Below are 25,733 nucleotides of genomic sequence, written 5' to 3'. Positions count from 1 at the left end.
TATGATGACAAAAGCAGAACGAACTCGTACAGCGCCTCCGCCCAACGTTCTCATTGTGGATGATGTTTCTGCCAACCTGGAACTGCTGGCGGGGATTCTCCGTGAGCGGGGGTATGAATCGCGGCCGGTCTTGTCCGGTCAACTTGCCATCGTCGCCGCGAAGGCTGATCCCCCCGACCTTATTCTTCTCGACATCAATATGCCGGAGATGAACGGTTTTGAGGTGTATGAGTGCCTGAACGCTGAAGCAGCGCTGAAGGACATTCCCGTGATCTTTATTACTGCCTTGGATGAAACAATGGAAAAAATGAAGGCGTTTTCCATGGGAGCGGTGGATTACGTGACCAAGCCATTTCGGGCCGAAGAAGTGTGCGCCAGGTGTGAGACTCATTTGCGGTTACGGAACATTCAAGTCGAACTGGCTCATACGGTGAGTGAGTTGAAAACAGCGAATCTCACCTTGGATCAGCATGTGGAGCAACTCCGGAAACTGACGGCGAAGTTAACGCAGACGGATGAGTGTGAACGCAAGCGTCTGGCGATGATTCTTCATGATCAACTTCAGCAAATTCTTGTGGCTGCCACAATTAAAGTAGGTTTAATTGACCGTCTGGCGCCGGAAAAGGACTTTGCGCAGTCCATCCGGGAAGTTTGCAAACTATTGGACACAATTCTCGCCGTTTCGCGGTCTGTGACTACGGATTTATTTCCACCCATCATGTTGGAAGCTGGACTTATGCCAAGTTTACGCTGGCTAGCCGACGAGATGTGCGAAAAACATGGCCTTTTGGTGGTCGTATCCGGTGATCAAACCATCATTGTTCCGGAACCACTCAGGTTATTAATATTTCAAACTGTACGTGAGTTGCTCCGTAATATTGTCACGCATGCTAAAACAACCAGCGCGGAGGTGGATCTGGATCTTTTTGACGCCGCGATACTCCGCGTCGTGGTCACCGATCATGGGGTCGGGTTTTCTCCCGATGTTTTGGCGGCTCTTTTTTCTTCCGAAGGTCTCGGATTGTTTTCCCTGCGCGAGAGACTGGCTTTTGTTGGAGGAACTCTTGAAGTAGCGACTTTTTCCGGGCAGGGAGCGCAGGTCTCAATAACAGTACCCATAAATAGGAAATGATGAATATGATGAATAAAAAAGCGGCCCCGCCCAATGTCCTCATTGTTGATGATGCTTCCGCTAATCTGGAACTGCTGGCGGGGATTCTTCGGGAGCGGGGGATTGAACCCCGGCCCGTTCTGTCAGGAAAACTTGCCATTATGGCCGTGCAAGCCGATCCGCCCGACCTTATTCTGTTGGACATCAATATGCCGGAGATGAATGGGTTCGAGGTGTATGAGTGCCTGAAAGCGGAGGGCGCGCTGAAGGGAATTCCCGTGATCTTCATCACAGCGATTACCGAGACGGCCGACAAACTGAAGGCGTTTGCCATGGGCGCGGTGGATTATGTGACCAAGCCATTTCAGGTCGAAGAGGTTTGTGCGCGGGTTGATACCCACCTCCGTCTGCGGAAGCTTCAAATTGATGTGGAGAATTATAATAACCACCTTGAGGATCTTGTTCAGCAAAAAATCGAGGAGATCTCCCGCTCCCAGATGGCAACGATCTTTGCCCTGGCGAAACTGGCGGAATCGCGCGATAGCGATACCGGCCATCACCTGGAGCGTGTTCAAACCTTGAGTCGGATACTGGCTGACGAACTGAGGTGCATGCCCCCGTATGCCGGTACTATTACGGATCATTACATTGAGAATCTGCATCAAGCCGCTCCACTCCATGATATTGGTAAAGTGGGGATTTCGGACGCCATTCTTTTGAAACGGGGAAAACTATCCTCTGAAGAATTTGCGGAAATGAGGCGTCACACGACGATCGGCGCGCAAACACTCAAGGCGGTTCATGCTGAGTTTCCCGGTAATTCCTTCATAGCAATGGGTATCGATATCGCGCAGTCCCATCATGAACATTTTGATGGCTCAGGGTATCCCGAAGGCTTGAGCGGCGACGCCATACCTCTTTCCGCTCGCATTGTGGCGGTGGCTGATGTCTATGATGCCATGCGGTCAAAGCGCCCTTATAAGTCGGCTTTGACCCATACCGAGGCCACCGATTTCATTATTGAAAGCGCTGGAAAGCACTTGAGCCCTGACATCGTTGCGGCATTTGCTCGACGGGTTGGTGATTTTCAGGTGCTGTACTCTTCACTGTAAGAAATTCATTCGACTCCTTCAACCGGGCATTCATGGCAGGCATTTTCAAGGCTGGCCTCTGCAGGAATGCCGGGGAAAAAGCTGTCCATCAGGAAATTAATACACGGAGGCTTCAAGCACAGCCTTGTCCCCGCGAAACAGGCTTGTATAAGCATGGGTGTCCAGTATCAACTTTTCACTATGACGGCTATGACCAAAGTTGCGACCCTGAAAGGGGCGATCCAGCTGATGGAGGCTCTCTCTTTGCGCGGGGCTCAACCGCCGCCTGGCAGTTGAAAATTGCGTAACGGAGAAAGAACCCGGCCGGCCAGCCGGATTGGGGACTGGATGAGGATGTGCATGAACTCCTCAGTGGACATGGATCGAGGTTCATCAAGCCGACGTCGCAGGAATTGCGAGGCCAGCGTGCCGGTGATGATCACGGCATAGAAGAGACTATAGGGATTCCACGTCCAGCCCGGCAGAAAGATGAAGCCGCTGCCGAGGTGGCGGGTCAGGCTGTCCAGTGTGAAGCCCCAGATGATGGGCATGAGCCCCATGGTGAGACTCACTGCCACGCTGGAGATCGCGAAAAAATGGCTCCGGCCCAATGCAGGAACAAGGCCCATCAGCAGTCGGGTGCAGGAAAGTCCGAGAATGGTGTAGCCAGCTGAGCCGATGGGAACGAGCAGTAGAAGGACCCAGGTGTGGCTGGGCAGTGTGCCTGTGGCCGTCAGCAGCCACCCGACTTGGGAGATCAGGATCAGGACGCTGGAAAACGCCAGCAGGGGACGGCTGCCGGTGCGGTCGATGATGGGCCCGGTGCCTCGCGAGACGAGGGCACAGATGATGCTGGAATAGGCCGAGAGGCCCAGAATCAGGCTTCCGGATTTATGCAACCCGTCCTTCATGAATGGCACCCAGATGACGCCCAGCGCGGAAATGAAGAAATTCAAAGCGACGTTGAAAAGGACGAACTTCAGAAAGGGTGGGAAGAGCAACATCTCTTTCCAGGGCGGCCGGACCTGTGCTCCAGGTGGCCGGACGGCTTGAACCTCTTTGCTGACGGCTTGAACATCCGGTACCCGACGCAGAAACACCAGACTGAACAGAGCGCAAATGTAGCTGAGCAGGAAGAGAGCAGCGAAGGTGTGGATGGTGGGGAAGACACTGACGCAGGCACTGGACAGCAGCATGGTTCCGGTCAGGGCCAGGTGGGTGCACATCATATCGCGGGAAATGAAGGCGCCCCGGAGGGGTTCGGGAATGATTTGGGTGATCCAGGGCATGAGTCCGCAGATGGAGATTCCCCGGGCGGCCGCAAAACAGGCCATCATGAGGAGGGTCAGGGTGATCCGGAGATCCGGCGAAACGCGGTGAGGCAGAATGGCGACAATGGCAATGCCGAGGATGAAGATGCTGCGGGAGGCCCAACCCCGGACGACGAAGTTTTTATACCCGACCTTTTCCACAAATCCTGCGGCTGGAATCTGGAGCGCCGCGAATAGCGGTGTCATGGCCACGGCGACACCCAGGGTGACCGCGGAGGCATCCATGCTTTTGAGAAACAGGAGCATGGGCGTGCCCAGAATGATGGACCAGGATGACGAATTGAAAATTTGAAACAAATAGGCGTTGATCAAGCCACGAGGCATGCCTGCTGCCGGGGGAGGTGGATTCATTTGGGTTTTGGTGGGGCTCATGGGCACTTGTTCTGAATCACGGTTCGGCTCATGACACGTTCAAATTGACGCATCATGACCGCCCGGACTTCCTGCATTGTCGGGCATTTCCCGCCAAGGATCGCCTGCAGAGAGGTGACCTTTTCCCCGTGAAGCCCGCAGGGAATGATGGTGTCAAATCCTGTCAGATCAAGGTTGACGTTGAAACTCATGCCATGGGAGGAAACCCATTTCTTGAAACGGACGCCGATAGCCGCAATTTTTCCCTGATCGGCCCAGACTCCTGTTTTGCCTTTACGCCGGAAAGAGTGTACGCAAAAGGCGTCTGCAGTCAGGATGGCGATTTCTTCTAACTTACCGACGAAGGCATGGGCATCGGCTTCGGGTCCGGTCAGTTTCATAATAGGGTACATGACGAGTTGCCCCGGTGCATGATAGGTCACGTCTCCGCCGCGAGGAGTCTCGAACATTTCGATCCCGCGCATATGAAGCGCTTCTTGTGAAAGCAATAGATGTTCAGTTTTCGACCGGACTCCAAGTGTGATGACGGGGGTATGTTCCAGAAGAATCAATTGGTCGGGGATTTGGTCAGCCTGACGATCTGTTACCCATTGCTCTTGGAGTCGCAGTCCTTCGGCGTATGGGACTGGCTTATGGAAGATGGTGACATGGGTCTCCATGGGGCATTACCAGGCGCGGTTTACTGTATATTCCGCCAATGCAATTAATGGAGTGGGATCACCGGGGAGAGGGCGAATGGCTTCCACGGCGAGGGAGATCAATTTACTCGCTTTTTTGCGACTGGCGTCCAGACCGTGAACGGCCACATAAGTCAGTTTTTTCAACTGCTCATCATTGCCAACCGGTTTGCCGAGTTGTTCGGCGGTGGAGGTCACGTTCAGGATGTCATCTGCGATTTGGAAGGCGAGGCCTGCGCATTCACCATATTGGGTGAGGGCTTCGAGAGATGCAGGAGAGGCTCCACCGCAGATTCCGCCCATTCGAACGGAGGCGCGCAATAGAGCGGCGGTTTTATGGCGGTGAATATAATCCACGAGATCCGCGTCGGCCTCCCGGCCTTCGGCGGCGAGATCTTCAACTTGACCGCCAATGACACCCTGACTGCCGGAAGCGGTGGCAAGTTCGAGGACTAATTGGCTGGAATGGTAGGGGGCAGGAGGGGTTGATTGGGCGAGCCACTCGAAAGCCAGCGTGAGGAGTGCGTCGCCTGCAAGGAGTGCGTTGGCTTCGCCAAAGACTACATGGGCGGTTGGGTGTCCGCGCCGAAGTTCGTCATCGTCCATGCAGGGAAGGTCATCGTGAATGAGGGTATAGGTGTGCAGAATTTCGAGGGCAATTCCGGGCAAAAGGGAGTTCTCTAAATGCCCGCCCACGGCCTCACAGGCGGCCAGGCAGAGGATGGGGCGTAATCGTTTTCCGCCTGTCATGACGGAATACCGCATGGCGCGATGCAGAATTGTCGGGCGCGTGGATTCTGGCGGCATCATCTGTTCCAGCTTCGCCTCCACGGAGTGCCGACGGTCATTAAGATAGGTATTCAAATCAAACATGGCGCAAGACTACGACTCTCTCTGATCATGCTCAAGCCAAGAAAATAGGCTGAGCGGTCTTGGGTAGGCAGGGCAGACGCATCTAAACCACCTCAAAATCATGAGTTTTGACAGAATTTACAGAATGTTCAGAATGGTAAGAGAAGAATCTGCCTTTATCCCTAAACAATTTTGTATATTTTGTTCATTCTGTCGAAAATTCCTCGTATTGGCGCGGAATTTAGATGCGTCTGCCCTGCTTGGGTAGGGAAGCAACCTTGAATCCTCTGATAGAGTCTGATAGCCTGCGAACTCAATTGGGAGCCTCTATCATGGAAAAACGGGAAATCATCGAATTAAGTGTCCTTTATCGGATATCTCAGGCTGTGGCTCATCGGCGGGATATTTCTGCGCTTTTGCAGGAAGTGTTCGATATTTTGGAAAAAGACATGGAGTTGTCTTTTGGAACCTTGACGTTGAGGCGGCCGGACACGGATGTTTTTGTGATTGAAGCTGCCCGTGGGATGACTCCGGCGGAGCACAAGAGGGGGCAGTACCGTCTTGGGGAAGGCATTACCGGTACTGTGGCCAAGAGTGGAAAGCCTGAGATTGTGCCTGACATCAGTAAAGATTCACGCTTCTTGAATCGTACGCGGACGCGGAAGGGGGGCACTGTTGCCTTTATCTGCGTGCCGATTATCCATCACCGACAGGTTATTGGAACAATCAGTATCGACCGCCCTGCGGCTGAAAAGGAAAAACTGGAGAAGGATCTGGAATTCTTGCGGCTGGTGTCAAATCTGCTCGCTGAGGCGGTTGCCAGCATTCGGGAGCAAATTGTTGAGCAAGAAAGTCTGAAGGCTGAGAACGAGCGACTGCGACGGCAGTTGGGGGATAAATATCAGCCTCATAATCTGGTCGGGAATTCAAAGGAAATGCGGGTGATGTATGACCAGATCGCCCAGGTGGCCGACAGTCAGGCCACGGTATTGATCCGAGGTGAAACGGGAACCGGCAAGGAACTGGTCGCCCGCGCCATTCATTTCGGCAGTTCGCGCCGGAATAATCCGTTTATCAGTGTGAATTGCGCGGCATTACCGGAGAATTTGATTGAGAGTGAATTGTTCGGACACGAAAAAGGATCCTTTACCGGGGCGGCTCAATTACGAAAAGGGCGGTTTGAACTGGCGAATGGCGGGACGTTATTTTTGGACGAAATCGGGGACATTACGCCTGCCGTTCAGGTTCGGCTTTTACGGGTTTTGCAAGAGCGATCCTTTGAGCGGGTCGGTGGGAACGTGCCGATCAACGTGAGTGTGCGTGTGATCGCCGCGACCAGTCGCAACCTTGAAGATGCCATCCGGTCGGGGCGTTTCCGGGAAGATCTATACTATCGGCTCAATGTCTTTCCGATTCATCTGCCCCCGCTCCGCGAGCGCCGTTCTGATATTCTGTTACTGGTCGATCATTTTTTGCAGAAATACAATGAGGCGTATGGCAGAAAGGTGAAGCGGATTTCTACGCCAGCCATAAACATGATCATGGCTTATCACTGGCCGGGAAATGTCCGGGAACTTGAAAATTGTATCGAGCGGGCCGTACTGACTTCCACCGACGAGGTGATTCACGGTTACTCACTGCCGCCAACACTGCAGACAAGTGAGGCGACGAATACCTCATTACTACCGGATTCCGGGGCCAGCTTGCAGACGATGGTAGAGTCATTCGAACGGGAAATTATTGTGGATGCCCTGAAGCGGCACCGGGGTATTGCGGCCGCCGTGGCGCGACATCTTCAGACGACCCAGCGTGTCATTAATTACCGCATCAAGCATCTGGGGGTAAACCCCCATGACTACCGGCAGTAAATGCTTAATGTGACGCAAATTTGCGCAGGTATTTAACCGATATCGTCATATCTTTGGGCCAGGCGGCCTCAATGATTAAGGGATCACCGGTCAGAGGATGGTGCAACTCGATTCGCTCGGCATGCATGGCGGGACGTGCCATCAAGGGATGCTCACCCTCTCGTTTCATGCGGTAGTGTTTTTTCAATTCCGATAACAAGAGGGGGAACCCTGTTCCGTAGTCATGATCAGCCACCAAAGGGCAGCCGACCTCACGAAGATGAACCCGGATTTGATGGGGAATTTCCGTCGTGGTTTCGGCCTTCACGAGGGAATAGCCGCGGAATGATTCAAGTTGGGTGACGCGGGTGACGCAGGGTTTCCCGCGGTGATGATCGACTACGGTAATTCCCGGATCCACCAGACTTTGCGCTAGCGGCAGGGAAATCTCCTGCTCTGGCTCAGTCAGATTACCTTGAATGAGTGCCACGTAAGTGTGTTTAGGTTTCTGTTGGTGAAATTGCCGGGCGAGATTTGTAAGAGCAACCTTATCCCGGGCGAAAAGAGCAATGCCGCTGGTGCCCTGATCTAAACGGTGAACGTGGGCCAGATAACTCAATTTACGGCTCTTGGCCCAGGGGCGCTGAAGGTGAATCCCGGCATGGATCAGGCTTAGTAGATTTTCACGGGTCTTATCGAGCCGGTCTGCAGCTATGAGCAGGCCAGCAGGTTTGTTAATTGCCAGAAGACTGTCATCTTCCCGGAGAATTTCGATTTCGGGCCATGAGGCATTCAGGCGAATACAATTGTCGGAGGAGGGTTTACCCATAATAAAGTTCTTTTCAATAGCCGGATCAGTTTTCTGATAAGGGGATGTTTTTCATGCAATCAGTGATGTCTTGGAGGCGGAATGGTTTAGGAAGAACCGCCTTGAAACCGCGGGATTTATACGAGGACATCATGTTGTCAACCGATGCCCCGCTGGCCATGATGGCGTATACGGAAGGATCCAGCGTGATAAGCTTTTTGACCACATCCAGACCACCCATTCCCGTCTGAACGGTGAGATCCAGAATTACGGCAAGATAGGGCGATTTGGCCTGGAGTGCCTTTGAGAAAAGCGTGATCGCTTCTTCTCCACTGGATGCGGTGTCTACATCATAACCGATACGATTCAAGAGCAAGGTGCAAATCTTGCAAATAGAAGGGTCGTCGTCCATGACTAGTATCTTTTGTTTCATTCGCGACACTTTACCAGTGATTAACTGTTTTGTCGAAACTTTGCTTGAAGCTGATAAATAACGTTACTTTGTGCAATGCCCCAGTACGTGGGTAAACAGGCCATCCCTGAGCTTGGGTTCAAACCAGGTGCTTTTGGGTGGCATGATGCCACCGACATCGGCGATATCCATCAATTGTTCGACAGTGGTGGGGTGCATGGAGAACGCAACGGAGTGTTCGCCCGCAGCGATTCGCTTCTCCAATTCGCTCGTTCCACGTATACCACCGACAAATTCAATGCGTTTGCTCGTGCGGGGATCATCAATTCCCAGTACCGGCGCCAATAGGCGCTCCTGAAGTACGGAAACATCCAGTCGGCTCTCAAGGGGTGTGTTGGAGGGCAGGATCCACGTGAGCTCGTACCAGATGCCGCCCAAAAGCATGCATACGGTGCCTGGCGCCGCGGGGACGGGAGTGGCGGCAACTTTGACGTTAAAACAGCTTTTAACCGTTTCAAGGAAAGTGGCAGGAGTGAGTCCGTTCAAGTCCTTGACGAGTCGATTATAGGCCAGAATTTGCATTTGGCTTGAGGGAAAGAGTACGCCAAGGAACCAGTTATAGGATTCTTCCCCGGTCTGTTGCGGATGGGCCGCCCGTCGTTCTTTGGCGACTCGTACAGCTGAAGCAGCCCGATGATGACCGTCGGCAATATAAGCCACGGCAACACGGTTGAAAGCTGCGGTTACTTTTTCAGGGTTGGCAAATTTCCAGCCGGCATGGGCTACGCCATCTTGCGCAACGAAATCAAACAGGGGTGCGGTGTTTTCAGTTTCCGCCGCAAGGGCGTTCAACGTGGGGTCATCGCGATAGAGGAGAAACACCGGTCCGGTCTGGGCATTGAGTGTTTTGATGTGGCGGGTCCGATCGTCCTCTTTATCCTGCCGCGTTTTTTCGTGAATTTTAATGGTTTTCTGCTCATATTCTGCTGTGGAGCAGCAGGCGACGATCCCGCGTTGGACGTGTTTACCCATGGTTTGCCGGTAAAGGAAAAGCTGGGGAATTGACTCCTGAATCAGAACACTCTCTTTCTGGAAGCGATTTAAGGTGTCGCGGCCATGAGCGTAGACTTGGTCGCTATAGGGGTCGATACCCGGCTCCATGTCAATTTCTGCACGGGAGACGTGCAGAAAACTATAAGGATTCCCGGCGGCCAAAGCGGCGGCTTCTGCGGTGTTGACAACATCATAGGGGACGGCGGCTACTTTTGTAGCCAGGTCGGGACGGGCGCACCATGATTTAAACGGTCTGATTTGCATGATTTATCTCCTGAATATTAATAATGGGCACCCCAGTCTTCTTTTCGTGGCACCGCAGGTCACAGAGGGATGATTCTCCGAATATGGCGCACGATGTCAAGAGTTGTGTGGAGGAATAAGATGCGCTTGAATGGGATGGCCATTAAGAATTATAGTGGCACCTATGAAAGTTGAACTGCTTGCTATTACACCGGACGCGGAGCGCATCATCGAAATTGCCGCTCGAACCTGCTATCAGAGCGGGGATAAAATGGTCCCTGAAAAAATAGGGGAACTGCTTCCCAAGTTAATTGCCATGGGGCATGAATCTCCTTTTGAACATGCCTGTGCCACATTCCGGATAAGCGAGGTCTCCCGCGCTATGACCCACCAACTGGTACGGCACCGGTTAATGTCGGTCTCGCAGAAAAGTCAGAGATATGTGTCAGAATCGACTTTCGGGTGGGTTGTGCCTCCTGCTGTGAGCGGGGACGATAAACCTGAATTTGATCGGGATATGGCGGTCCTCCGGGACATGTATGCGAAATGGAAAGAGAAGGGCCTCAAAAGTGAGGATGCCCGCTTTGTGCTCCCGAATGCCTGCACTACCGAGCTGGTGGTTACCGCTAATTTTCGCGAATGGCGTCATGTGTTTAATGTGCGGTGCCATCGTCGCGCACAATGGGAAATCCGTGATGTCTGCCTGGCGATGTTGAAGGCGCTCAATGAGCATGCTCCGCATGTATTCGCCGATATTTCCGCCCTGATCGAGAAAGCGTAAATAGACGAGAGTTCCAAATTCCGGATTCAGAATGGTTTAGAATCCTGGAGTTTTGACTTTGTCTTTTCCTGCTTGAATTGATGGCTGCTTTAATGATACTGTCGCGGTGTCAATATAAGGAGCGTTATGATTACGCGAGAAACAGATTATTCGATGCGGCTTGTTTTGGCGCTAGCCGAGCGGCACAAAAAAGGAATTTTATCAGCTTCCTCGGCGGAGATAGCGGCGGAGATGGATATTCCCTACCGTTTTTTGAGAAAATTGGTCAAGCGACTTGTTGTGGGGGGGATTGATTGAGAGCCGGAGAGGGAAGGGGGGCGGGGTCGCCCTCGCTAAGACGCCTCAATCCATGTCCTTGCACGACATCATGGGGGTGATGGGACCAAGAGGTGTGGAGCTGAGCCTTTGTACATCAGATCCTAAATCCTGCAACCGATCGTCCCTATGTTTGATGCAGCGGGAATTTGCTGGCATTCAGGCGGATGTGGACAAGAGGTTAAAGGCGATTCATATATCTGATCTTGTTTAGAAATCAAAAATAAGTCTTGATAATGATACCGTCGTAGTGTCATTATTCCGGCAGTATTAATGAAGAAGTTTAAAGTTCAAGGTTTGTGGGAGATAAAAACAGAGAATAAAAGGAGAAATAATATGTCCGTATTAGTTACAAAAGCAGCCCCTGATTTTACCGCACAAGCGGTGATGCCCGATAACCAGATTAAAGAACTTACCTTGTCTTCCTACCGAGGGAAGTACGTGGTGTTATTTTTCTATCCCCTGGACTTCACGTTTGTATGTCCTTCGGAGATATTGGCGTTTAACAAGGCGGTAAAGACATTTGAAAAGAAGGGTGCGGTTGTATTGGGAGTTTCTGTGGATTCCCAGTTCTCCCACTTTGCCTGGCGCCAGACTCCTGTTGAAAAGGGAGGGATTGGCGAAATTGCCTTCCCGTTAGTCGCGGATCTGGATAAGAAAATTGCCCGTGACTATGATGTGTTGCTGAATGATGCAGTGGCCCTGCGCGGGTTGTTCCTCATTGACCAGAAGGGGATCGTGCGTCATCAATTGGTGAACGACCTTCCGATCGGTCGAAATGTCGAGGAGGCCATTCGAACCCTGGACGCCCTGAAATTCCATGAAGAGCATGGCGATGTGTGTCCGGCTAATTGGAAAGATGGCGAAGAGGCGATGAAGCCTACTGCCGCAGGTGTGGCGAGTTACCTGGCGAAGCACGCGAAGTAAGGGAGAAAGCGATTGAAATCGCCCTGATCTTGTACTAAGTTACTCCCCGCAACGGAGAAATGTTGCTTGTGATTTGAGTAATGTGGTTGTCTTCGGGACAGGGTGTGTCATCGCAAGGTGAAGATTCCCAACCGGCGGTTAAAGCCCGCGAGTCTTGTGAAAGCAGGACAGACACGGTGAAATGCCGTGGCCGACAGTGATGGTGGCGTAATGACGCCTCTCAGTCTGGATGGGAGAAGACAGAACCGGCATGTATTGTGCCGTTTTATTGTCCCGGAGGCCTTTATGGTCTTCGGGTTTTTTTGTGATTTAGTTATGGTCTTCCGGTATAGTCTGAGTAGATCCATTGGAGCACGGACATGAGTAAAGAAAACAAGATATTTGACCCCATCGAGGCAGTGATTGCTGATATCCGCCGTGGGAAAATGGTGGTGGTCACAGATGATGAGAACCGCGAGAACGAGGGAGATCTCATCATGGCCGCTGACAAAGTCACGGACAGCGCCATTAATTTCATGGCACGCTACGGGCGCGGCCTGATTTGCGTTGCCATGACTAAGGAGCGGCTCGAAAAACTGAACATCCGCAGTATGGTGAACCGTGGCGGAGGAGATCATTTTGGTACGGCATTTATGGAATCGGTAGATGCCCATGAAGGGGTTACGACTGGAATCAGTGCGCATGATCGGGCTAAGACCATCAAAACCTTGATCGCGCCAGGCTCGCAGCGACGCGATTTGATCAGTCCGGGGCATGTGTTCCCGCTTCAAGCCAAAGAAGGCGGTGTGTTATGTCGTGCAGGCCATACCGAAACGGCCGTGGATCTTGCCCGGTTAGCAGGCTTGGCGCCTGCCGGCGTGATCTGTGAGATCATGAAGGATAACGGCGAGATGGCACGCTTGCCTGAATTGACTAAATTTGCAAAAAAACATGGACTGAAAATTGCCACGGTGGCGAGTCTGATTGAGTATCGTCGTCGCGAGGAGCGTCTGATTGAGCTTGAGCGAACGGTGGATATGCCCACTCGGCATGGGATTTTCAAACTGAAACTCTATCGCTCGTTGATCGGCAATGAGCATCACCTGGCTTTGGTTATGGGCGATCCCCGGAAGGCGAAGGCCCCCCTTGTGCGAGTGCACAGCGAATGTTTGACTGGGGATGTATTTGGTTCGATGCGGTGCGATTGCGGTGATCAACTTTCCAAGGCTATGGACATGGTGGCTCATGAAAAAGTCGGCGTTGTTCTCTATATGCGCCAGGAGGGGCGGGGGATTGGGCTGGCAAATAAGCTGCACGCCTATGAACTGCAAGAGAAGGGGTTCGATACCGTCGAAGCCAATGAAAAGCTTGGGTTCAAGGCCGATTTGAGGGACTATGGCGTTGGCGCCCAAATACTGGCAGATCTGGGATTGACCAAGATCCGGTTGATAACCAACAACCCCTGTAAAGTGGTTGGGCTTAAAGCATATGGTTTGACCATTACGGAGCGGGTTCCGCTTATTCTGCCTTCAAACATACATAGTCAGCGGTATCTGGCGACAAAGAAGAAGAAGATGGGGCATTGGCTGTAAGAAGTTAAATGTAAAATGTTAAACATTAAGAGTGAAAACGAGTGAATGGGGAGGGAGAAGATAATGAGTACAACTGTGAAAGAAGTATCTGGCAACCTGATTGGACAGGGTCTGAAATTCAGTATTGTGGTCAGCCGGTTTAACGATTTATTTACCAAAGAATTGGTGGGGGGCGCCATCGATTGTTTTGTACGGCATGGCGTAAATGAAAAAGATATCACCGTCGCTTGGGTGCCGGGTGCCAACGAACTCCCTTTTGTGGTGCAGCAACTGGCGACCAAAGGTGGAACGAATGCCATTGTGGCGCTTGGCGTGGTGATTCAAGGGGCGACTCCGCATGCGGATCTCATTAATTCCCAGGTGTCGCGGGCTTTGTCAGGCATTGCGCTGGATAAACAGGTACCGGTCATCAATGCCGTCGTTTGTGCTGATAACCTTGAACAGGCCATCGAACGGTGTGGTACCAAGGCTGGCAACAAGGGGTGGAGCGGGGCGTTGGCCGCCATTGAGATGGCGAACTTGTGTAAGCAGATGGGAGTTTAATATGGGGTCTCGAAGAGATGCCCGCGAATCAGCGGTGCAGATCCTGTTTCAGTTGGATTTCAATCCGGGTGAATTGAATACCACCCTGGCTTCCTATTGGCTGGAACGTAAAGTGACGACCAAGACCCAGCTGTTTGTCGAAGAGTTGGTGCGTGGTGTGATGGAAAATCGGTTTGCTGTCGATGCGACGATTGCCAAGTGTGCCCAGAATTGGGAGTTGCCCCGCATGGCGACTGTCGATCGCAATGTGATACGACTGGCTGTCTATGAAATGATGTTCCGCAAGGATATCCCGCATGCGGTCTCTATTAATGAGGCTGTGGCCATTGCTAAAAATATGGGTGATGTTGGCTCCGGGCGTTTTGTGAATGGCGTTCTGGATAAGGTTCATCGTGATATTGAGGCATCCGGGGTCGGCAAGACTGCAGGAGAGGCTGAAGGAACAGAGTCATGAAGTCGTGGTTGACGGCACTCGCACGTACCCGTGACAAGATTGCGGGGGGGCTGGCTCGTTTGATTCCAGGTCTGGCGAAGGCCGATCCCGTTGCTTTGGAGGAGTGGGAAAAATTATTGATTCAGGCGGATATTGCGCCCCGCCTGGTTGAAGAGTGGATTGCCCGGTTGAAGCGTAAGGCGGGCAGCGGGGATATGACTCATTTGATCGAGGCCATGCTGTTGGCTGCTCTGCCTGAACAAGCGCCTTATCAATGGAGCCTTCCGGGTTCTCCCAAAGTTATTTTGATTACCGGTGTGAATGGTTCGGGAAAAACAACCACCACCGCTAAACTTGGTCATCTGGTCAAGCGTCAGGGCCTGTCGCCGCTACTGGCGGCTGCGGATACTTTCCGTGCGGCGGGGTCCCATCAGCTCAAACTCTGGGCGGATCGGCTCAAGCTGGATGTAGTGGTGGGGGCACATGGGGCTGATTCGGCGGCGGTGGCGTTTGACTCCGTTAAAGCTGCAGTGGCCAGGAAGGCAGATGTAGTGTTGATTGATACTGCGGGCCGGATGCATACCAAACAGCCGCTGATGGATGAACTTCAGAAGGTTCAGCGCTCCATCGGCAAAGCGCTCCCCGGTGCGCCTCATGAAAACTGGATTGTCCTGGATGCCACTCTGGGGAACAATGCGGTTATCCAAGCTAGAATGTTCAAGGAATGCGTGGATCTTTCGGGGGTCGTGGTTGCCAAGCTGGATGGGTCTTCAAAAGCTGGATTTGTTTTCACCCTTCGTAAAGAACTTGGGTTGCCGGTCCATTTTGTTGGACTCGGCGAAGGCGAAGATGATCTGGCTCCGTTTGATTCCAAGGAGTTCGTGAAGAGTTTCCTGGGCGTATAGATTTTAGATTTGAAATATGAGATTTCAGAAGAAAGCGGACGCAACATGGATGACAGAAGCGCTGCGGCTTGCCCGTCTGGGTGAAGGGCTGACGCGGCCCAATCCCCCTGTGGGTGCAGTGGTGGTCAAGAACAACAAGGTCATCGGGCGTGGTTATCATCGTAAAGCTGGCGGCCCCCATGCTGAAGTCTATGCCCTGCGGCAGGCTGGTTCTCGCGCTGCGGGTGCCACGCTTTATGTGACTTTAGAGCCCTGTTCCTCCTGGGGGCGTACGCCTCCCTGTACTGACGCTATCCTTGCGGCGGGAATCAAGCGCGTGGTCTGTGCCGTGTCCGATCCGAATTCTAAGCACTCTGGAAAAGGATTTACGCTGTTACGCAAGAAAGGCATTACCGTTGAACGTGGTGTAGGCGCGGAAGAGGGATCGGAAATACTGCGACCCTTCGCGTCGACCATGTTGCGAACCAGGCCTTATATAACGGTCAAACTGGCCACTTCGCTGGATGGCCGTATTGCCGATTCCACGGGGTGTTCCCAATGGATATCCGGACCTGAAGCCCGCGTGCAGGTGCAGGGGCTTCGGCGACGGGCGGATGCGATTATGGTAGGTGCTGGCACCGTGATGGCGGATAACCCATCATTAATGCCACGTCCGTCAAAGGGGCGGAAACCCTATCGGGTTATCGTGGATGCCCGGGGCAAGGTTTCATCTCTCGCCCGTGTGTTTACCGATGAGTTTGCGGCCAGAACCATTCTGGCGACCACCAAGCGGTGTTCTGAGCGTCAGCGTGCTGCCTATACTAAGTGTGGGGCAGAGGTGATGGTGCTGCCGGCTTCTGGGGTGGGGGTGTCGTTGGTAGCCTTGATGAAAGGGCTGCATGCCAAGGGGCTGATGCATGTTGTGTGTGAAGGCGGCGGGGTGTTGGTGGGCTCGCTGTTAAAGGCGGGGGTGGTGGATGAACTGGTGTTATTTGTGGCGCCGGTGATGCTCGGGGCGAAGGGCTTGGCATCAGTTGGCGCGGTGAATTGGGCATTGGCAGAGGCCCCGCGTATGAACGTGGTGGAGTCGGGCGTGGTTGGTGATGATGTCATGATCCGCCTAAGGTCAGGAGTACAATCATGTTTACCGGTTTGATTCAAAAGGTCGGGAAGTTGGCGGGCAAAAAGCCGCGTGGTGAGGGCATGGTTTTCGCCATTACGCATGACGCTTGGGATTCGCCTTTGATTCAAGGCGAAAGCGTGGCGGTGCAGGGAGTGTGCCTTACAGTGACGGCAATCCGGGCTGGCGAATTCTCCTGCGATGTCCTTCATGAAACCGTGAATAAATCCAATCTTGGAAAAAAAGACACTGGTGCCCCTTTGAACCTCGAGCGCGCTCTGCGTGCCGATGAACGGTTGGGGGGACATATCGTAAGTGGTCATGTGGATGGGTTGGGGACGGTCATGGCCTTTGACCAGAAGGGATCCGACTGGGTCCTTGAGGTTGCCTGTGATGAGACTCTGCTGCGGGGGATTGTTCCGAAAGGTTCCATTGCGATTGATGGCATCAGTCTGACGATTGCTGAGTTGCGACCGAAGTCTTTTACGGTACACCTTATTCCCCATACCTTGGCAAATACCTCGCTCCAAGCCTTGAAACGAGGGCACACCGTCAATCTTGAGACCGACATCATCGGCAAATACGTTCAGCGCTATCTCGAGCGCATTCAGCCCGCAACGGGCGTAACGATGGAGAAGCTTCACGCCGCCTTCGGCGGCTGAGAGAGACTGCAGTAGTCAGTCTTCCTGCTACTGGACTCGTCGTTGTCGGACCGCTTCGTAGAGCAGGATGGTGGTGGCGGCGGCCACGTTGAGGGAGTCGGCTTGGCCGAGCATGGGGATCCGGACTTTCAGGTCGGCCGCGTTCATCCACTTATCCGTAAGGCCGTATTGTTCGGTCCCCACCACGAGTGCGGTGCCTTTTTTTAGATCCACGGCGTAATATTCGAATTCTGTGTGAGGGGTGGCGGCGAGAATCTGGATATTGTTTTTATGAAGCCAGGCGAGCACCTCGTCCGATGTGGCTTCCACGACAGGGATGGCGAAGAGCGTCCCTGTGCTGGCTCGAACGACATTAGGGTTATTGATGTCGGTGCAGCGGTCGCAGATGATAACCGCATGGACTCCTGCCGCATCCGCGGAGCGCAGGATTGTGCCAAGATTGCCTGGTTTTTCGATGGCTTCTGCCACGACCAGCAGGGGATTCGCCGGCAAAACGAGATCACTGAGCGACCAGCGAACCTGCGGGGCGATCGCCAGTAATCCTTCTGGCCGGTCGCGGTAGGAAATCTTTTCAAAAACAGGCATGGTACATTCAAAAAGTTCTGCGCCAGCCTGTCGGCACTGTTCGATCAAAGCCGGTTCATTGGTGCCCATAAAGAAATCGGGACAGATGAAGAGGGCTTTCGGGAGGTGTTTATTATCCAAGGCACGCTTGAGTTCGCGATACCCCTCGATAATCATCTCGCCATGTTCGTCACGGTCTGAGCGTTGCCGTAATCCGACCACCGCTTTGACGCGGGGATTTTGAAGACTGGTGATCAGCAGCGGTTTAAGCATGATTGCTCACTATCACTTGAATGTGATGATGGCTTTCCCCGGTATCGAATAATCTACCGAATTGGTGGTTCCTGCGCCGCTGCCCTCGATGGTAGAGGTGACATTAAGGGTAACCGAACCGCTTAATGTGGTACTTAATGGCGCCGTGTAAAGCACCTGGCTGCCAGTCAGGGAGGAAAGTGAACCCTGAGCGGTTGTAGTTGTTGTGGTGCTGGAACCTGAGCCTTCGATAGACCAGTTGTAATGGTAGCCCCCGCTGACAGTGAACGTCTGTGACTGTCCGGAGGAAAGGGTGACAGAAGAGGGGGTCACGACGAGGGATTCATCGGCGCTGGCCGTGTCGCAACCGGTCCACACCAGAGCGCCTGCCGCGCAGAGGATACACACCAGACCCGCCACGATTACATTCGTCGTTTTCTTTGTCATATTAAGCTCCTTATTTCCTTACAGCGGGTCAATCAAGTCGAGAATAGCTCTGTCGGTCAGTTCTCGCTTTTGAGATGGAACGTGTCGGTGGAGTTTAGGGCGTGAGCTAGGCGTCGCGCTTGAAGCCGGAGTGTCTGACTCAGGCTCAGCATGTTCCGTGGCTGGTTCAATGCTATCTATTGCAGGAGATTCGTTGGTGGGGGCTGGTGTTGTAGATTCGTCTGGTTTTGTGGTGGCGGCAAGTTGAGTGGTATCAGAAATTACGGTGTTTGGCTGAGTCGCATTTTTGGGTGGCTGTGGTTGTCGGCGTGGGGACTGAGGTTTCGGTTCCCGTTGGATGGCACCGCAGACGCTATCGAGTGTCTTGGTGAAGGTGCTTGCAAAGCTGTAGCGGATTCCCAGTTTGTCAGCCAATCGCTGGAACTCAGAGCGGTCTGCCGCTAAAACGATCGAATGAGTTTTTTGGAATTCTGTAATGGATTCTTTGACGACCTTGGTCAGCTGATCGCTGGTAGCGAATCTGGCTTGAACACCATCTTGTTTAGCTCCGTCCGGGATTTTTCGTGATGGGCGGCCTGGAAAAATGATGGTGACGGGGCTGTTCTTCTTACTGACGAAGGAGGACAGACGGCGCAGGATGGCGACTTGGTCATTTGGATTGACCTCGCTATTTGACGCATCTTTTCCTGGAGAGTACACATAAACATAGGCTGGCTGGCCGCTCTGTGCGGGCTTCCTGCTGAATAGATTTTTGATCGATTTGAAAAAATTCATTACTTCATGACTCCATCTGCAACATAATGGGTTGTATGATAGCGACTTGCATGGGGGGATGTCAATGTGGAGATGGTAAAGTCTTTCCGCCTGTTTGGGGCAGGACGATAGAAATGGCCAGCTTGTTGGTTGAGAGGATGGAGGCCGCGGCATGGCGTATCTGGTCAGGGGTGATGGCTTCTATGCGTTTCCGGGTCGTGAATTCATGGTCAAAACCGAGTTGATAGAGTTCGTTGAGCGAGCAAACCATGGCCAGATTGCCATTGTCCTGCAGGCCCATCTCATGTTCCGCAATCACCATGTTGCGGGCGCGGTCAATTTCGGCTGGATCCAGACCTTTCGTGGCCACTCGCTCTATTTCAGCATAGAAGAGCTTTTCAACTTCGGGTAGGGCATCCGCACGTGTCCCTGCATAAATAGTAAACGAACCCGTGTCAATTCCCACTCTTTGGGTGGTACTTGCGTAATAGGCCAGACCACGTTTTTCGCGTACGGTTTCAAAGAGATGCGAGGACATGCCGCTCATGGCGTTTTCCAGCAGCAATAAGGAATCACGGCGGGAATCTGCCATGCCCGCACCCGGAAATCCAAAAAGAACAATGCACTGTTCGCGAGGCTCGAGGATCTCCATCCGGGCAGGGAGGGACGGCTTGGGAGTTACGGTCAGTCGGGCAGGGGCGAGATCACGGCGAATGCGGTGGGTGTACTTTTCTGCCAGCATCACGGCATCTTTGGCGGTGATATCCCCAAAGATGGATAGGCCCATGTTTCCTGTAACCAACTGACGCCGGTAGTAGTCCCGGATGGCAGTCTGGTCAAGTTTGGCTACTGACTTCTCTTTACCTATTAAAGGCAAACGGTAAGGATGGCCTGCAAAGATCATCGCATCCAATGCCTCGCGAGCCACTTGCATGGGCTGTTCTTTTCGTGCCTCAATGGCTGCCAGCTGAATGGTTTTTTGCTTATTGATCTCGTTGGTGGGAAACGAGGATTCGCCGAGACAGTCAAACATGACGTCCAATAGGAGATTGGCATTACCGGAAAGCGACTGACCGCGGAGTCCGAAACTGTTATTGCCAGCGAAGGGGGAGAGCTCGATTCCTTGCTGTTCAAGTGTAGAGGCAATTTCGGATGCAGTCCGATTCAGGGTTCCTCGAGTCAGGAGTTCCGACATGAGCTGGGTGATGCCGTTGTTATCTTCAGTTTCAGTGATCACTCCGCCAAGGAAGGCGGCGCAGATATAAACAAAAGGGAGCCGGTGGTCTTCCCGCACGATGAGGGGGATGCCGGTGGAAAGAGTCTTCTTAATGACTTCCGAGGGTTGATTCATTGCCGCAGGGAGTGTGGCTGAAGAGGCTAGTTCCGGACCAAGTACGACAGTCACCCGGTTTCCGGGTTGCAGGTATTTGCGGGCTACTTCCTGAAGGTCTGCGGGTGTAACAGATTGGAGTCGTGCCAGATAGGCTTCAGAATATCGGGGATCATCCATGAATAACTGGCCTTCGGCATAACTTGACGCCTGGCCGTGCATTGTTTGTAAGCGGGAGAGTTCGCCTACCAGCATGATCCGGCGTGCCTTTTCAATTTCTTCCTTTGAGAAACGGGTTTTGGCCCATGTGGCCGTAGTGGTATTGATGGCATCCAGCACTTCGGATTCCCTGGTGGGGTCGAGTTCTGCGCCTATCACAAAAAGTCCGGGATCGCGCATGGTGAAGGAAGAGACATTAATGTCGTGAACGAGTTTGCGGTTTTCTTTGATGTCCTGTACGAGGCGCGAACTCTGGCTGCCGCCGGTGATGGAGGCGAGAAGTTCAAGGGCAGGAGCATCCTTATCGGAAAGGGCGACTGTGTGGAAGGCCACCATCAGGCGGGAGATTTTATAGGGACCGGCTTTACGAACATAACGGGGCGCCGTCTGGGAGGGCTCTGCCGGGATAAATACAGGAGGGTTCGGTTTTCGGGCAAAGCCGGTAAAGGCCTTGATCAAGGTATCCTTGGCTTCCTGTGCGTTGATATCCCCCACGATTACGGCGACCATGTTGTCAGGCACATAGCGCCGGTGATAGTAATCCAGAAGGCCCTCGCGGGTGATGGATTTAAAGATGTCACTGAGGCCGATGACGGGCAAGCGGTAAGGGTGAACCGTGTAAGCGGTATGGAAAAGCAATTCTTGAATCTGGCGGCCGGGATTATCCTCACCCATGCTGAACTCCCGGAGAATAACCTCTTTTTCACGCTGCCATTCATCTTCCGGAAAAGAGGCATTGATTACGGCATCTGCGAGGGTGTTCAGGCCTGTTTTCCAGTTGCGAGAGGGAATGTCGGTGAAAAAAACGGTTCGATCCAGACTGGTATAGGCGTTCAATTCCCCGCCGAGTCCGATGATGGTTTTGGCGATCTCTCCAGGTTTTTTGGTCGGGGTGCCTTTGAACACCATATGTTCGACGTAGTGGGACAGGCCGCCCCCGAGAAGATTACCCTCGTGAATCGAGCCGGAACCCACCCAGATTTGAATGGAGACGACTGGTGCAGAGTGGTCTTCCTTGGTTAACAAGGTCATGCCATTATCCAGACTGAAGGTCTCGATACGGTCATTAGATTGTTTCAAGGTGGTGAGGGCCGAATCACCGGTTTTATCGGCTGCTGGGGAGGTGAGAATGAATAAACCATAGACTACTGTGAAAAGACGACAGAACTTTCGGGTCATGAGGGCTCCTTTGATTTGGTGCGCGGTGGACGCTTGCGTTTTATGGGTTTGACAGATTTTTTTAGCGATGAGGGGAGAAAAGGATCAGTGAAGGCCATCTGGAATGAATAGACATTGGCGAAATCCTCTTGCTTGTCCTGCTCGGTTTTCCCAAGTACCCCGTGATTTACAAGGTTGAAGACCAGGTTGCCGAAATCCTCGGTACGGGTAATGCCCCAGGCCTCAAGCACGGTTCGGGTGATGGGGCCGAATTCCTGAAGGGCATAAAGACGGATGCCATCAAGGAGTTCCTGGCCCGTGATGTGGCGCGACGGGCCATGGGTTGGTTTATTCAGGGTGCGGATTGTGAAATCCAGGGCGAGGCGCAGGAAAACGTAAGCCTCTAGTGGATAGCGGGTGTCTTCTTTCAGGATCACCCGCATAGCTTCTTCGAAATTAAGGCGTTTCATGGTGAATTTCCGACTGCGGACCTATTGGATTGCTTGTCGGATACGGTCTGCGTAGTCATGGAGCTCCTGCTGGCTGGCGTATTTCCCGGGGATCCAGTTCCCATGATAATCGTCGGTAGTGAAACGGGGGATGATATGGAAATGGATGTGAGGCACGACTTGGCCCGCCACTTTACCATTGGCTTGTGAAACGTTGATGCCGTCGGCGTGAAGCCCCTTCATCTGGGCTTGGGCAATTCGTTGAACTACGGTAATCAGTTTTTGGAGGATTTCAGGCGGAGTATCCATCAAGGGATTATGATGGGCCTTTGGGATGACGAGCGAATGGCCTTTGACAACGGGGCCAATGTCCATAAACGCCAGAACATCGTTATCCTCGTATAGGCGGGTGCAGGGAATCTCTCCTTTTACGATCTTGCAAAAAACACAATCATGATTCATGGCATTTATTCTCCGTAATCATGGGCGTATATATATCATAGCCGTGTGTTGGGGCAAAGATGGATTTGGGCTGGCTGAAAAAAGGGGGGAAACATTATTCTTTTCCGGGCCTGCATTCTGGATTAATATTGATAGGAACAAATCATTTTAAGGATTATTCATATGAGTGGATTAGAACGAGTGGATCGGCCGCGTCGTTGGCCTCGGATGTTGGTCGTGGGGGGACTTGCTGTCGGGGTGATCGGTTTGGCGGGCTGGTTCCATTTTCGGAATTCAGGTGCTGTTGTGGAGCAGGACAGCACACTGGAAACGCTCAGTTCATCCAGTAACATACTGGAAAATGCAGATGTTTCTTCCAATGAGCAGAATGTCAGCGACGTGCCTGTTGTGACAGGGGCCACGGTATCAGTAACTGGTATTCCTGCTACCGTGTCTGCCAGCGTACCGGGACTGGTGGTTGAAAGTGCTGCTACTGTTGCGGCTGAAGCCGATGAACTGCTTGTTGCTGAAAAAAAGGATGTCGCCCGTGAGCGATATCTTGCAGCATTGGCCGCCCATCCGGAGGGGGCTTTGCGCGCTACCATTGAAGGAAAATTGGGCAAACTGAATGTCGAGATGATCCGGTTGCCTTGGACCATGGCCGAAAAACAGGAATACGTGGTGCAGACGAATGACGCCGTCAAAATTATTGCCCGAAAATTCGGTACAACGGTCGAGATGATTGTAAAAGGGAACGAGCTGAAACGTCCTGACATTATCCGGCCCGGTCAGCGACTGAAGGTATTTTCGGGTAAGATGGAAATTGTGGTGAGCAAATCCCGTCATGATTTGCTCTTGTCTGCCAATGGGCGGTTTTTCAAGCGGTATCAGGTGGCGACCGGACGATATGAAAAGACGCCGGTGGGAACATTCAGCATTGTTGAACGCATCCCTGAACCCCCGTGGCACCGTGATGATGGCAAAGTCATTCCCTTTGGCGATAAGGAGAATATCCTTGGAACTCGCTGGATGGCGATCAAGGCCACGGGTGTGACCCCTGAAATCAGGGGGTATGGTATTCATGGAACCTGGGATAATGCCTCGATCGGGAAATCGGAAAGTGCCGGCTGTATTCGACTGCGAAATGAGGATGTTGAAGAACTTTTCGAGATGGTGCCAGTGGGAACCTCAGTCATTATTGAAGAGTAATTACTGGTGAAGTCTTTCCTTCTTCGTGTCTAGGTGGTACAGTGATGGTTTTGAATTTGTTTGGGAGAATAGAGAATGCATCAATATAGAACACATAACTGTGGTGAGCTTAAGCTTGACCATGTGGCTCAAACCGTTCGGCTGTCCGGGTGGGTGTTCCGGAAGCGGGATCATGGCCAACTGCTATTTATCGATTTGCGTGATCATTACGGACAAACTCAGGTAGTGATCACGCCCGAGCGCTCCTTTTTTGAAGAGTGCCAGAAGGTGCGGCCCGAGAGTGTCATTACGGTGACTGGTACGGTGGTGGCCAGAAGTCAGGATACGATTAACGAAGGGCTGCCGACGGGTAAAATTGAAGTGCTCGCGGAAACGATCATTGTCGAAAGCCTCGCGGAGCCTTTGCCGTTCCAGATTACCATTGAGGAGGACGGCCCTGAGGAGACCCGGTTGAAATATCGTTTTCTCGATCTCCGGCGTGACCGTTTGCATAAAAACATCCTGCTCCGTTCCCAGATTATTGCCAGTTTGCGTCGTCGTATGATCGGGCATGGATTCACGGAATTTCAGACTCCGATTCTGACCAGTAGTTCACCGGAGGGTGCGCGCGATTATCTGGTTCCCAGCCGTGTTCATCCGGGGAAGTTTTATGCGTTACCCCAGGCACCTCAACAGTTTAAGCAACTGCTCATGGTGGCGGGTTTTGATCGGTATTTCCAGATCGCACCCTGCTTCCGCGATGAAGATGCGCGGGCGGATCGTTCGCCAGGCGAGTTTTATCAGCTCGATATGGAAATGTCGTTTGTCACGCAGGATGATGTTTTTGCCGTGGTTGAGGATGTGATCCATGGGGTGTTTACTGAATTTTCGAAAGTGACCAATGACAAGCCGCCGTTTGAGCGCATTCCGTATGCAACCTCCATGGTGCAGTACGGGACCGATAAACCCGATTTGCGTATTCCTATCGTGATTCAGGACGTCTCGGATGTTTTCCGCGTATCCAAGTTTAATGCCTTTCGCTCGGTTGTGGAGAAGGGGGGAGTAGTCCGGGCTATTCCTGTCAAGGGGATTGCCGATAAGCCTCGCAGTTTCTTCGACAAGTTGGTCGAGTATGCCCAGTCATTAGGGTCAAAGGGTCTGGCCTACCTGGTTTGGGAGGGGGGCGTCATCAAAGGTCCCATCTTGAAGTTCTTGTCTGAGGACGAACTGAAGGCGTTGGCCGCGCGTGCCAATATGACTGACGGGGATGTGATGTTTTTCATCAGTGATGTGGCCAAGGTCGCGAACAAGATCTGCGGTGATCTCCGGATCAAGTTGGGGCGTGATCTGGATCTCATTCCAAAGGGCGTCAATCGCTTCTGTTGGATTGTTGATTTCCCGATGTTTGAGTATGATGAGGAAACCAGAAGTATCGCTTTCTCGCATAATCCGTTTTCCATGCCGCAGGGCGGTATGAGTGCGCTGTGCGAAAAAGATCCGCTGGATATTCTGGCTTACCAGTATGACATCGTTTGTAACGGTGTTGAACTCTCCAGTGGGGCGATACGGAATCATAGTCCGGACGTGATGTATAAGGCATTTACTATCGCGGGCTATCCTCCGGAGGAAGTAGATCGTCGATTTGGTGGTATGATCAATGCCTTCAAGTTGGGTGCGCCGCCTCATGGTGGGATTGCGCCTGGTGTGGATCGTATGGTGATGCTGTTGGCAGGCGAAAGCAATATTCGTGAAGTTATCGCTTTCCCCATGAACCAGAAGGCGCAGGATTTGATGATGAATGCGCCGAATACGGTTATGGATAAGCAGCTTCGTGAGCTCCATCTTAAGCTGGATCTACCGAAAGAGAAAAAGGAAGAAGCAAAGCCGGTGGCTTGAACT

The 25,733-nt window shown here is 52.6% G+C and carries 26 protein-coding genes and 1 riboswitch; of the genes, 14 read left to right on the top strand and 12 right to left on the bottom strand.

The window, feature by feature from the left end; all coding sequences use genetic code 11:
- The first annotated feature begins 1 nt into the window (after position 1).
- Positions 2–1,132 carry a response regulator gene (locus WCI03_06905; protein ID MEI8139580.1) on the top strand — a complete coding sequence of 377 codons (1,131 nt, stop codon included), beginning with the start codon at positions 2–4 and terminating at the stop codon, positions 1,130–1,132.
- A gap of 5 nt (positions 1,133–1,137) precedes the next feature.
- Positions 1,138–2,223, top strand: a complete 1,086-nt coding sequence (locus WCI03_06900) for an HD domain-containing phosphohydrolase (protein MEI8139579.1) — start codon at positions 1,138–1,140, stop codon at positions 2,221–2,223.
- Positions 2,224–2,477: 254 nt separating this feature from the next.
- Here the strand turns inward: WCI03_06900 and WCI03_06895 are convergent, their stop codons facing one another.
- Genes WCI03_06895 through WCI03_06885 form a run of 3 tightly spaced genes read right to left on the bottom strand, consistent with a single transcriptional unit; the run spans position 2,478 to position 5,455 of the window.
- The gene (locus tag WCI03_06895) at positions 2,478–3,884 is read right to left on the bottom strand and encodes an MFS transporter (GenBank protein ID MEI8139578.1); all 1,407 of its coding nucleotides are present in this window, start codon (positions 3,882–3,884) and stop codon (positions 2,478–2,480) included.
- Between the two features lie 17 nt (positions 3,885–3,901).
- A complete protein-coding gene (gene lipB, locus WCI03_06890; GenBank protein ID MEI8139577.1) occupies positions 3,902–4,564 on the bottom strand; it encodes a lipoyl(octanoyl) transferase LipB in 663 nt (220 codons plus the stop codon).
- Positions 4,565–4,570: 6 nt separating this feature from the next.
- The gene (locus WCI03_06885; protein MEI8139576.1) at positions 4,571–5,455 is read right to left on the bottom strand and encodes a polyprenyl synthetase family protein; all 885 of its coding nucleotides are present in this window, start codon (positions 5,453–5,455) and stop codon (positions 4,571–4,573) included.
- A gap of 311 nt (positions 5,456–5,766) precedes the next feature.
- On the opposite strand from WCI03_06885, the gene WCI03_06880 reads away from it, so the two are divergent.
- A complete protein-coding gene (locus tag WCI03_06880; protein MEI8139575.1) occupies positions 5,767–7,302 on the top strand; it encodes a sigma 54-interacting transcriptional regulator in 1,536 nt (511 codons plus the stop codon).
- Positions 7,303–7,306: 4 nt separating this feature from the next.
- Here WCI03_06880 and WCI03_06875 read toward each other — a convergent pair whose 3' ends face one another.
- From WCI03_06875 to WCI03_06865, 3 genes are all read right to left on the bottom strand, one after another.
- On the bottom strand, positions 7,307–8,110 hold the full coding sequence (locus WCI03_06875; GenBank protein ID MEI8139574.1) for an RluA family pseudouridine synthase: 804 nt from the start codon (positions 8,108–8,110) through the stop codon (positions 7,307–7,309).
- Between the two features lie 25 nt (positions 8,111–8,135).
- Positions 8,136–8,522, bottom strand: coding sequence for a response regulator (locus tag WCI03_06870; protein MEI8139573.1), 387 nt, complete (start codon positions 8,520–8,522; stop codon positions 8,136–8,138).
- Between the two features lie 63 nt (positions 8,523–8,585).
- Positions 8,586–9,818: a DUF1015 family protein gene (locus WCI03_06865; protein MEI8139572.1), complete on the bottom strand. Its 1,233-nt coding sequence runs from the start codon at positions 9,816–9,818 to the stop codon at positions 8,586–8,588.
- A 163-nt stretch (positions 9,819–9,981) separates the two neighbouring features.
- Between WCI03_06865 and thyX the strand changes: the two genes are divergently transcribed.
- The 9 genes from thyX to WCI03_06820 all read left to right on the top strand — a co-directional run bounded on the left by thyX (position 9,982) and on the right by WCI03_06820 (position 17,033).
- Positions 9,982–10,578: an FAD-dependent thymidylate synthase gene (gene thyX, locus WCI03_06860; protein ID MEI8139571.1), complete on the top strand. Its 597-nt coding sequence runs from the start codon at positions 9,982–9,984 to the stop codon at positions 10,576–10,578.
- A gap of 126 nt (positions 10,579–10,704) precedes the next feature.
- Positions 10,705–10,875: an Rrf2 family transcriptional regulator gene (locus tag WCI03_06855; protein ID MEI8139570.1), complete on the top strand. Its 171-nt coding sequence runs from the start codon at positions 10,705–10,707 to the stop codon at positions 10,873–10,875.
- Between the two features lie 354 nt (positions 10,876–11,229).
- Positions 11,230–11,820: a peroxiredoxin gene (locus WCI03_06850; protein ID MEI8139569.1), complete on the top strand. Its 591-nt coding sequence runs from the start codon at positions 11,230–11,232 to the stop codon at positions 11,818–11,820.
- Between the two features lie 84 nt (positions 11,821–11,904).
- A riboswitch (FMN riboswitch) is annotated at positions 11,905–12,065 on the top strand.
- Positions 12,066–12,179: 114 nt separating this feature from the next.
- Positions 12,180–13,391, top strand: a complete 1,212-nt coding sequence (locus WCI03_06845; GenBank protein MEI8139568.1) for a bifunctional 3,4-dihydroxy-2-butanone-4-phosphate synthase/GTP cyclohydrolase II — start codon at positions 12,180–12,182, stop codon at positions 13,389–13,391.
- 63 nt (positions 13,392–13,454) lie between these two features.
- Positions 13,455–13,934, top strand: coding sequence for a 6,7-dimethyl-8-ribityllumazine synthase (gene ribH, locus WCI03_06840; protein ID MEI8139567.1), 480 nt, complete (start codon positions 13,455–13,457; stop codon positions 13,932–13,934).
- A 1-nt stretch (position 13,935) separates the two neighbouring features.
- Complete coding sequence (nusB, locus tag WCI03_06835; GenBank protein ID MEI8139566.1) at positions 13,936–14,388, top strand: transcription antitermination factor NusB; 453 nt, start codon at positions 13,936–13,938, stop codon at positions 14,386–14,388.
- Positions 14,385–15,272 (top strand): signal recognition particle-docking protein FtsY, encoded by an 888-nt coding sequence (ftsY, locus tag WCI03_06830; GenBank protein ID MEI8139565.1) that lies wholly within the window; start codon positions 14,385–14,387, stop codon positions 15,270–15,272. Before nusB ends, ftsY begins: the two co-directional genes overlap by 4 nt.
- Before the next feature lie 16 nt (positions 15,273–15,288).
- The gene (gene ribD, locus WCI03_06825; GenBank protein MEI8139564.1) at positions 15,289–16,407 is read left to right on the top strand and encodes a bifunctional diaminohydroxyphosphoribosylaminopyrimidine deaminase/5-amino-6-(5-phosphoribosylamino)uracil reductase RibD; all 1,119 of its coding nucleotides are present in this window, start codon (positions 15,289–15,291) and stop codon (positions 16,405–16,407) included.
- Entirely contained in the window at positions 16,392–17,033 is a 642-nt protein-coding gene (locus WCI03_06820) for a riboflavin synthase (GenBank protein MEI8139563.1), read from the top strand. The genes ribD and WCI03_06820 overlap by 16 nt, the downstream gene beginning before the upstream one ends.
- Positions 17,034–17,060: 27 nt before the next feature.
- On the opposite strand, the gene WCI03_06815 is transcribed toward WCI03_06820, so the two are convergent.
- The 6 genes from WCI03_06815 to WCI03_06790 form a co-directional block, all read right to left on the bottom strand.
- A complete protein-coding gene (locus WCI03_06815; GenBank protein MEI8139562.1) occupies positions 17,061–17,870 on the bottom strand; it encodes an RNA methyltransferase in 810 nt (269 codons plus the stop codon).
- 12 nt (positions 17,871–17,882) lie between these two features.
- Positions 17,883–18,296 carry a hypothetical protein gene (locus tag WCI03_06810; GenBank protein MEI8139561.1) on the bottom strand — a complete coding sequence of 138 codons (414 nt, stop codon included), beginning with the start codon at positions 18,294–18,296 and terminating at the stop codon, positions 17,883–17,885.
- An 18-nt stretch (positions 18,297–18,314) separates the two neighbouring features.
- The gene (locus WCI03_06805; GenBank protein ID MEI8139560.1) at positions 18,315–19,070 is read right to left on the bottom strand and encodes a hypothetical protein; all 756 of its coding nucleotides are present in this window, start codon (positions 19,068–19,070) and stop codon (positions 18,315–18,317) included.
- Positions 19,071–19,131: 61 nt separating this feature from the next.
- Complete coding sequence (locus WCI03_06800) at positions 19,132–21,777, bottom strand: pitrilysin family protein (protein MEI8139559.1); 2,646 nt, start codon at positions 21,775–21,777, stop codon at positions 19,132–19,134.
- Complete coding sequence (locus WCI03_06795) at positions 21,774–22,226, bottom strand: Minf_1886 family protein (GenBank protein ID MEI8139558.1); 453 nt, start codon at positions 22,224–22,226, stop codon at positions 21,774–21,776. Before WCI03_06795 ends, WCI03_06800 begins: the two co-directional genes overlap by 4 nt.
- A gap of 21 nt (positions 22,227–22,247) precedes the next feature.
- Positions 22,248–22,667 (bottom strand): HIT family protein, encoded by a 420-nt coding sequence (locus WCI03_06790; GenBank protein ID MEI8139557.1) that lies wholly within the window; start codon positions 22,665–22,667, stop codon positions 22,248–22,250.
- Between the two features lie 162 nt (positions 22,668–22,829).
- Here WCI03_06790 and WCI03_06785 point away from each other — a divergent pair, with 162 nt between their 5' ends.
- The gene (locus WCI03_06785; protein MEI8139556.1) at positions 22,830–23,855 is read left to right on the top strand and encodes a L,D-transpeptidase family protein; all 1,026 of its coding nucleotides are present in this window, start codon (positions 22,830–22,832) and stop codon (positions 23,853–23,855) included.
- Positions 23,856–23,930: 75 nt separating this feature from the next.
- On the top strand, positions 23,931–25,730 hold the full coding sequence (gene aspS / locus WCI03_06780) for an aspartate--tRNA ligase (GenBank protein ID MEI8139555.1): 1,800 nt from the start codon (positions 23,931–23,933) through the stop codon (positions 25,728–25,730).
- Positions 25,731–25,733: the final 3 nt, after the last annotated feature.

It is taken from the genome of bacterium (assembly GCA_037143175.1).
Lineage (GTDB): Bacteria > Verrucomicrobiota > Kiritimatiellia > CAIKKV01 > CAITUY01 > JAABPW01.
This window is presented reverse-complemented; position numbering and strand designations above follow the sequence as displayed.

Excerpts from the sequence above, each read along its gene's own strand:
- WCI03_06905 (MEI8139580.1), top strand. The coding sequence starts at position 2 with ATGATGACAAAAGCAGAACGAACTCGTACAGCGCCTCCGCCCAACGTT.
- WCI03_06900 (MEI8139579.1), top strand. The coding sequence starts at position 1,138 with ATGATGAATAAAAAAGCGGCCCCGCCCAATGTCCTCATTGTTGATGAT.
- WCI03_06895 (MEI8139578.1), bottom strand. The coding sequence starts at position 3,884 with ATGAATCCACCTCCCCCGGCAGCAGGCATGCCTCGTGGCTTGATCAAC.
- lipB (MEI8139577.1), bottom strand. The coding sequence starts at position 4,564 with ATGGAGACCCATGTCACCATCTTCCATAAGCCAGTCCCATACGCCGAA.
- WCI03_06885 (MEI8139576.1), bottom strand. The coding sequence starts at position 5,455 with ATGTTTGATTTGAATACCTATCTTAATGACCGTCGGCACTCCGTGGAG.
- WCI03_06880 (MEI8139575.1), top strand. The coding sequence starts at position 5,767 with ATGGAAAAACGGGAAATCATCGAATTAAGTGTCCTTTATCGGATATCT.
- WCI03_06875 (MEI8139574.1), bottom strand. The coding sequence starts at position 8,110 with ATGGGTAAACCCTCCTCCGACAATTGTATTCGCCTGAATGCCTCATGG.
- WCI03_06870 (MEI8139573.1), bottom strand. The coding sequence starts at position 8,522 with ATGAAACAAAAGATACTAGTCATGGACGACGACCCTTCTATTTGCAAG.
- WCI03_06865 (MEI8139572.1), bottom strand. The coding sequence starts at position 9,818 with ATGCAAATCAGACCGTTTAAATCATGGTGCGCCCGTCCCGACCTGGCT.
- thyX (MEI8139571.1), top strand. The coding sequence starts at position 9,982 with ATGAAAGTTGAACTGCTTGCTATTACACCGGACGCGGAGCGCATCATC.
- WCI03_06855 (MEI8139570.1), top strand. The coding sequence starts at position 10,705 with ATGATTACGCGAGAAACAGATTATTCGATGCGGCTTGTTTTGGCGCTA.
- WCI03_06850 (MEI8139569.1), top strand. The coding sequence starts at position 11,230 with ATGTCCGTATTAGTTACAAAAGCAGCCCCTGATTTTACCGCACAAGCG.
- WCI03_06845 (MEI8139568.1), top strand. The coding sequence starts at position 12,180 with ATGAGTAAAGAAAACAAGATATTTGACCCCATCGAGGCAGTGATTGCT.
- ribH (MEI8139567.1), top strand. The coding sequence starts at position 13,455 with ATGAGTACAACTGTGAAAGAAGTATCTGGCAACCTGATTGGACAGGGT.
- nusB (MEI8139566.1), top strand. The coding sequence starts at position 13,936 with ATGGGGTCTCGAAGAGATGCCCGCGAATCAGCGGTGCAGATCCTGTTT.
- ftsY (MEI8139565.1), top strand. The coding sequence starts at position 14,385 with ATGAAGTCGTGGTTGACGGCACTCGCACGTACCCGTGACAAGATTGCG.
- ribD (MEI8139564.1), top strand. The coding sequence starts at position 15,289 with ATGAGATTTCAGAAGAAAGCGGACGCAACATGGATGACAGAAGCGCTG.
- WCI03_06820 (MEI8139563.1), top strand. The coding sequence starts at position 16,392 with ATGTTTACCGGTTTGATTCAAAAGGTCGGGAAGTTGGCGGGCAAAAAG.
- WCI03_06815 (MEI8139562.1), bottom strand. The coding sequence starts at position 17,870 with ATGCTTAAACCGCTGCTGATCACCAGTCTTCAAAATCCCCGCGTCAAA.
- WCI03_06810 (MEI8139561.1), bottom strand. The coding sequence starts at position 18,296 with ATGACAAAGAAAACGACGAATGTAATCGTGGCGGGTCTGGTGTGTATC.
- WCI03_06805 (MEI8139560.1), bottom strand. The coding sequence starts at position 19,070 with ATGAATTTTTTCAAATCGATCAAAAATCTATTCAGCAGGAAGCCCGCA.
- WCI03_06800 (MEI8139559.1), bottom strand. The coding sequence starts at position 21,777 with ATGACCCGAAAGTTCTGTCGTCTTTTCACAGTAGTCTATGGTTTATTC.
- WCI03_06795 (MEI8139558.1), bottom strand. The coding sequence starts at position 22,226 with ATGAAACGCCTTAATTTCGAAGAAGCTATGCGGGTGATCCTGAAAGAA.
- WCI03_06790 (MEI8139557.1), bottom strand. The coding sequence starts at position 22,667 with ATGAATCATGATTGTGTTTTTTGCAAGATCGTAAAAGGAGAGATTCCC.
- WCI03_06785 (MEI8139556.1), top strand. The coding sequence starts at position 22,830 with ATGAGTGGATTAGAACGAGTGGATCGGCCGCGTCGTTGGCCTCGGATG.
- aspS (MEI8139555.1), top strand. The coding sequence starts at position 23,931 with ATGCATCAATATAGAACACATAACTGTGGTGAGCTTAAGCTTGACCAT.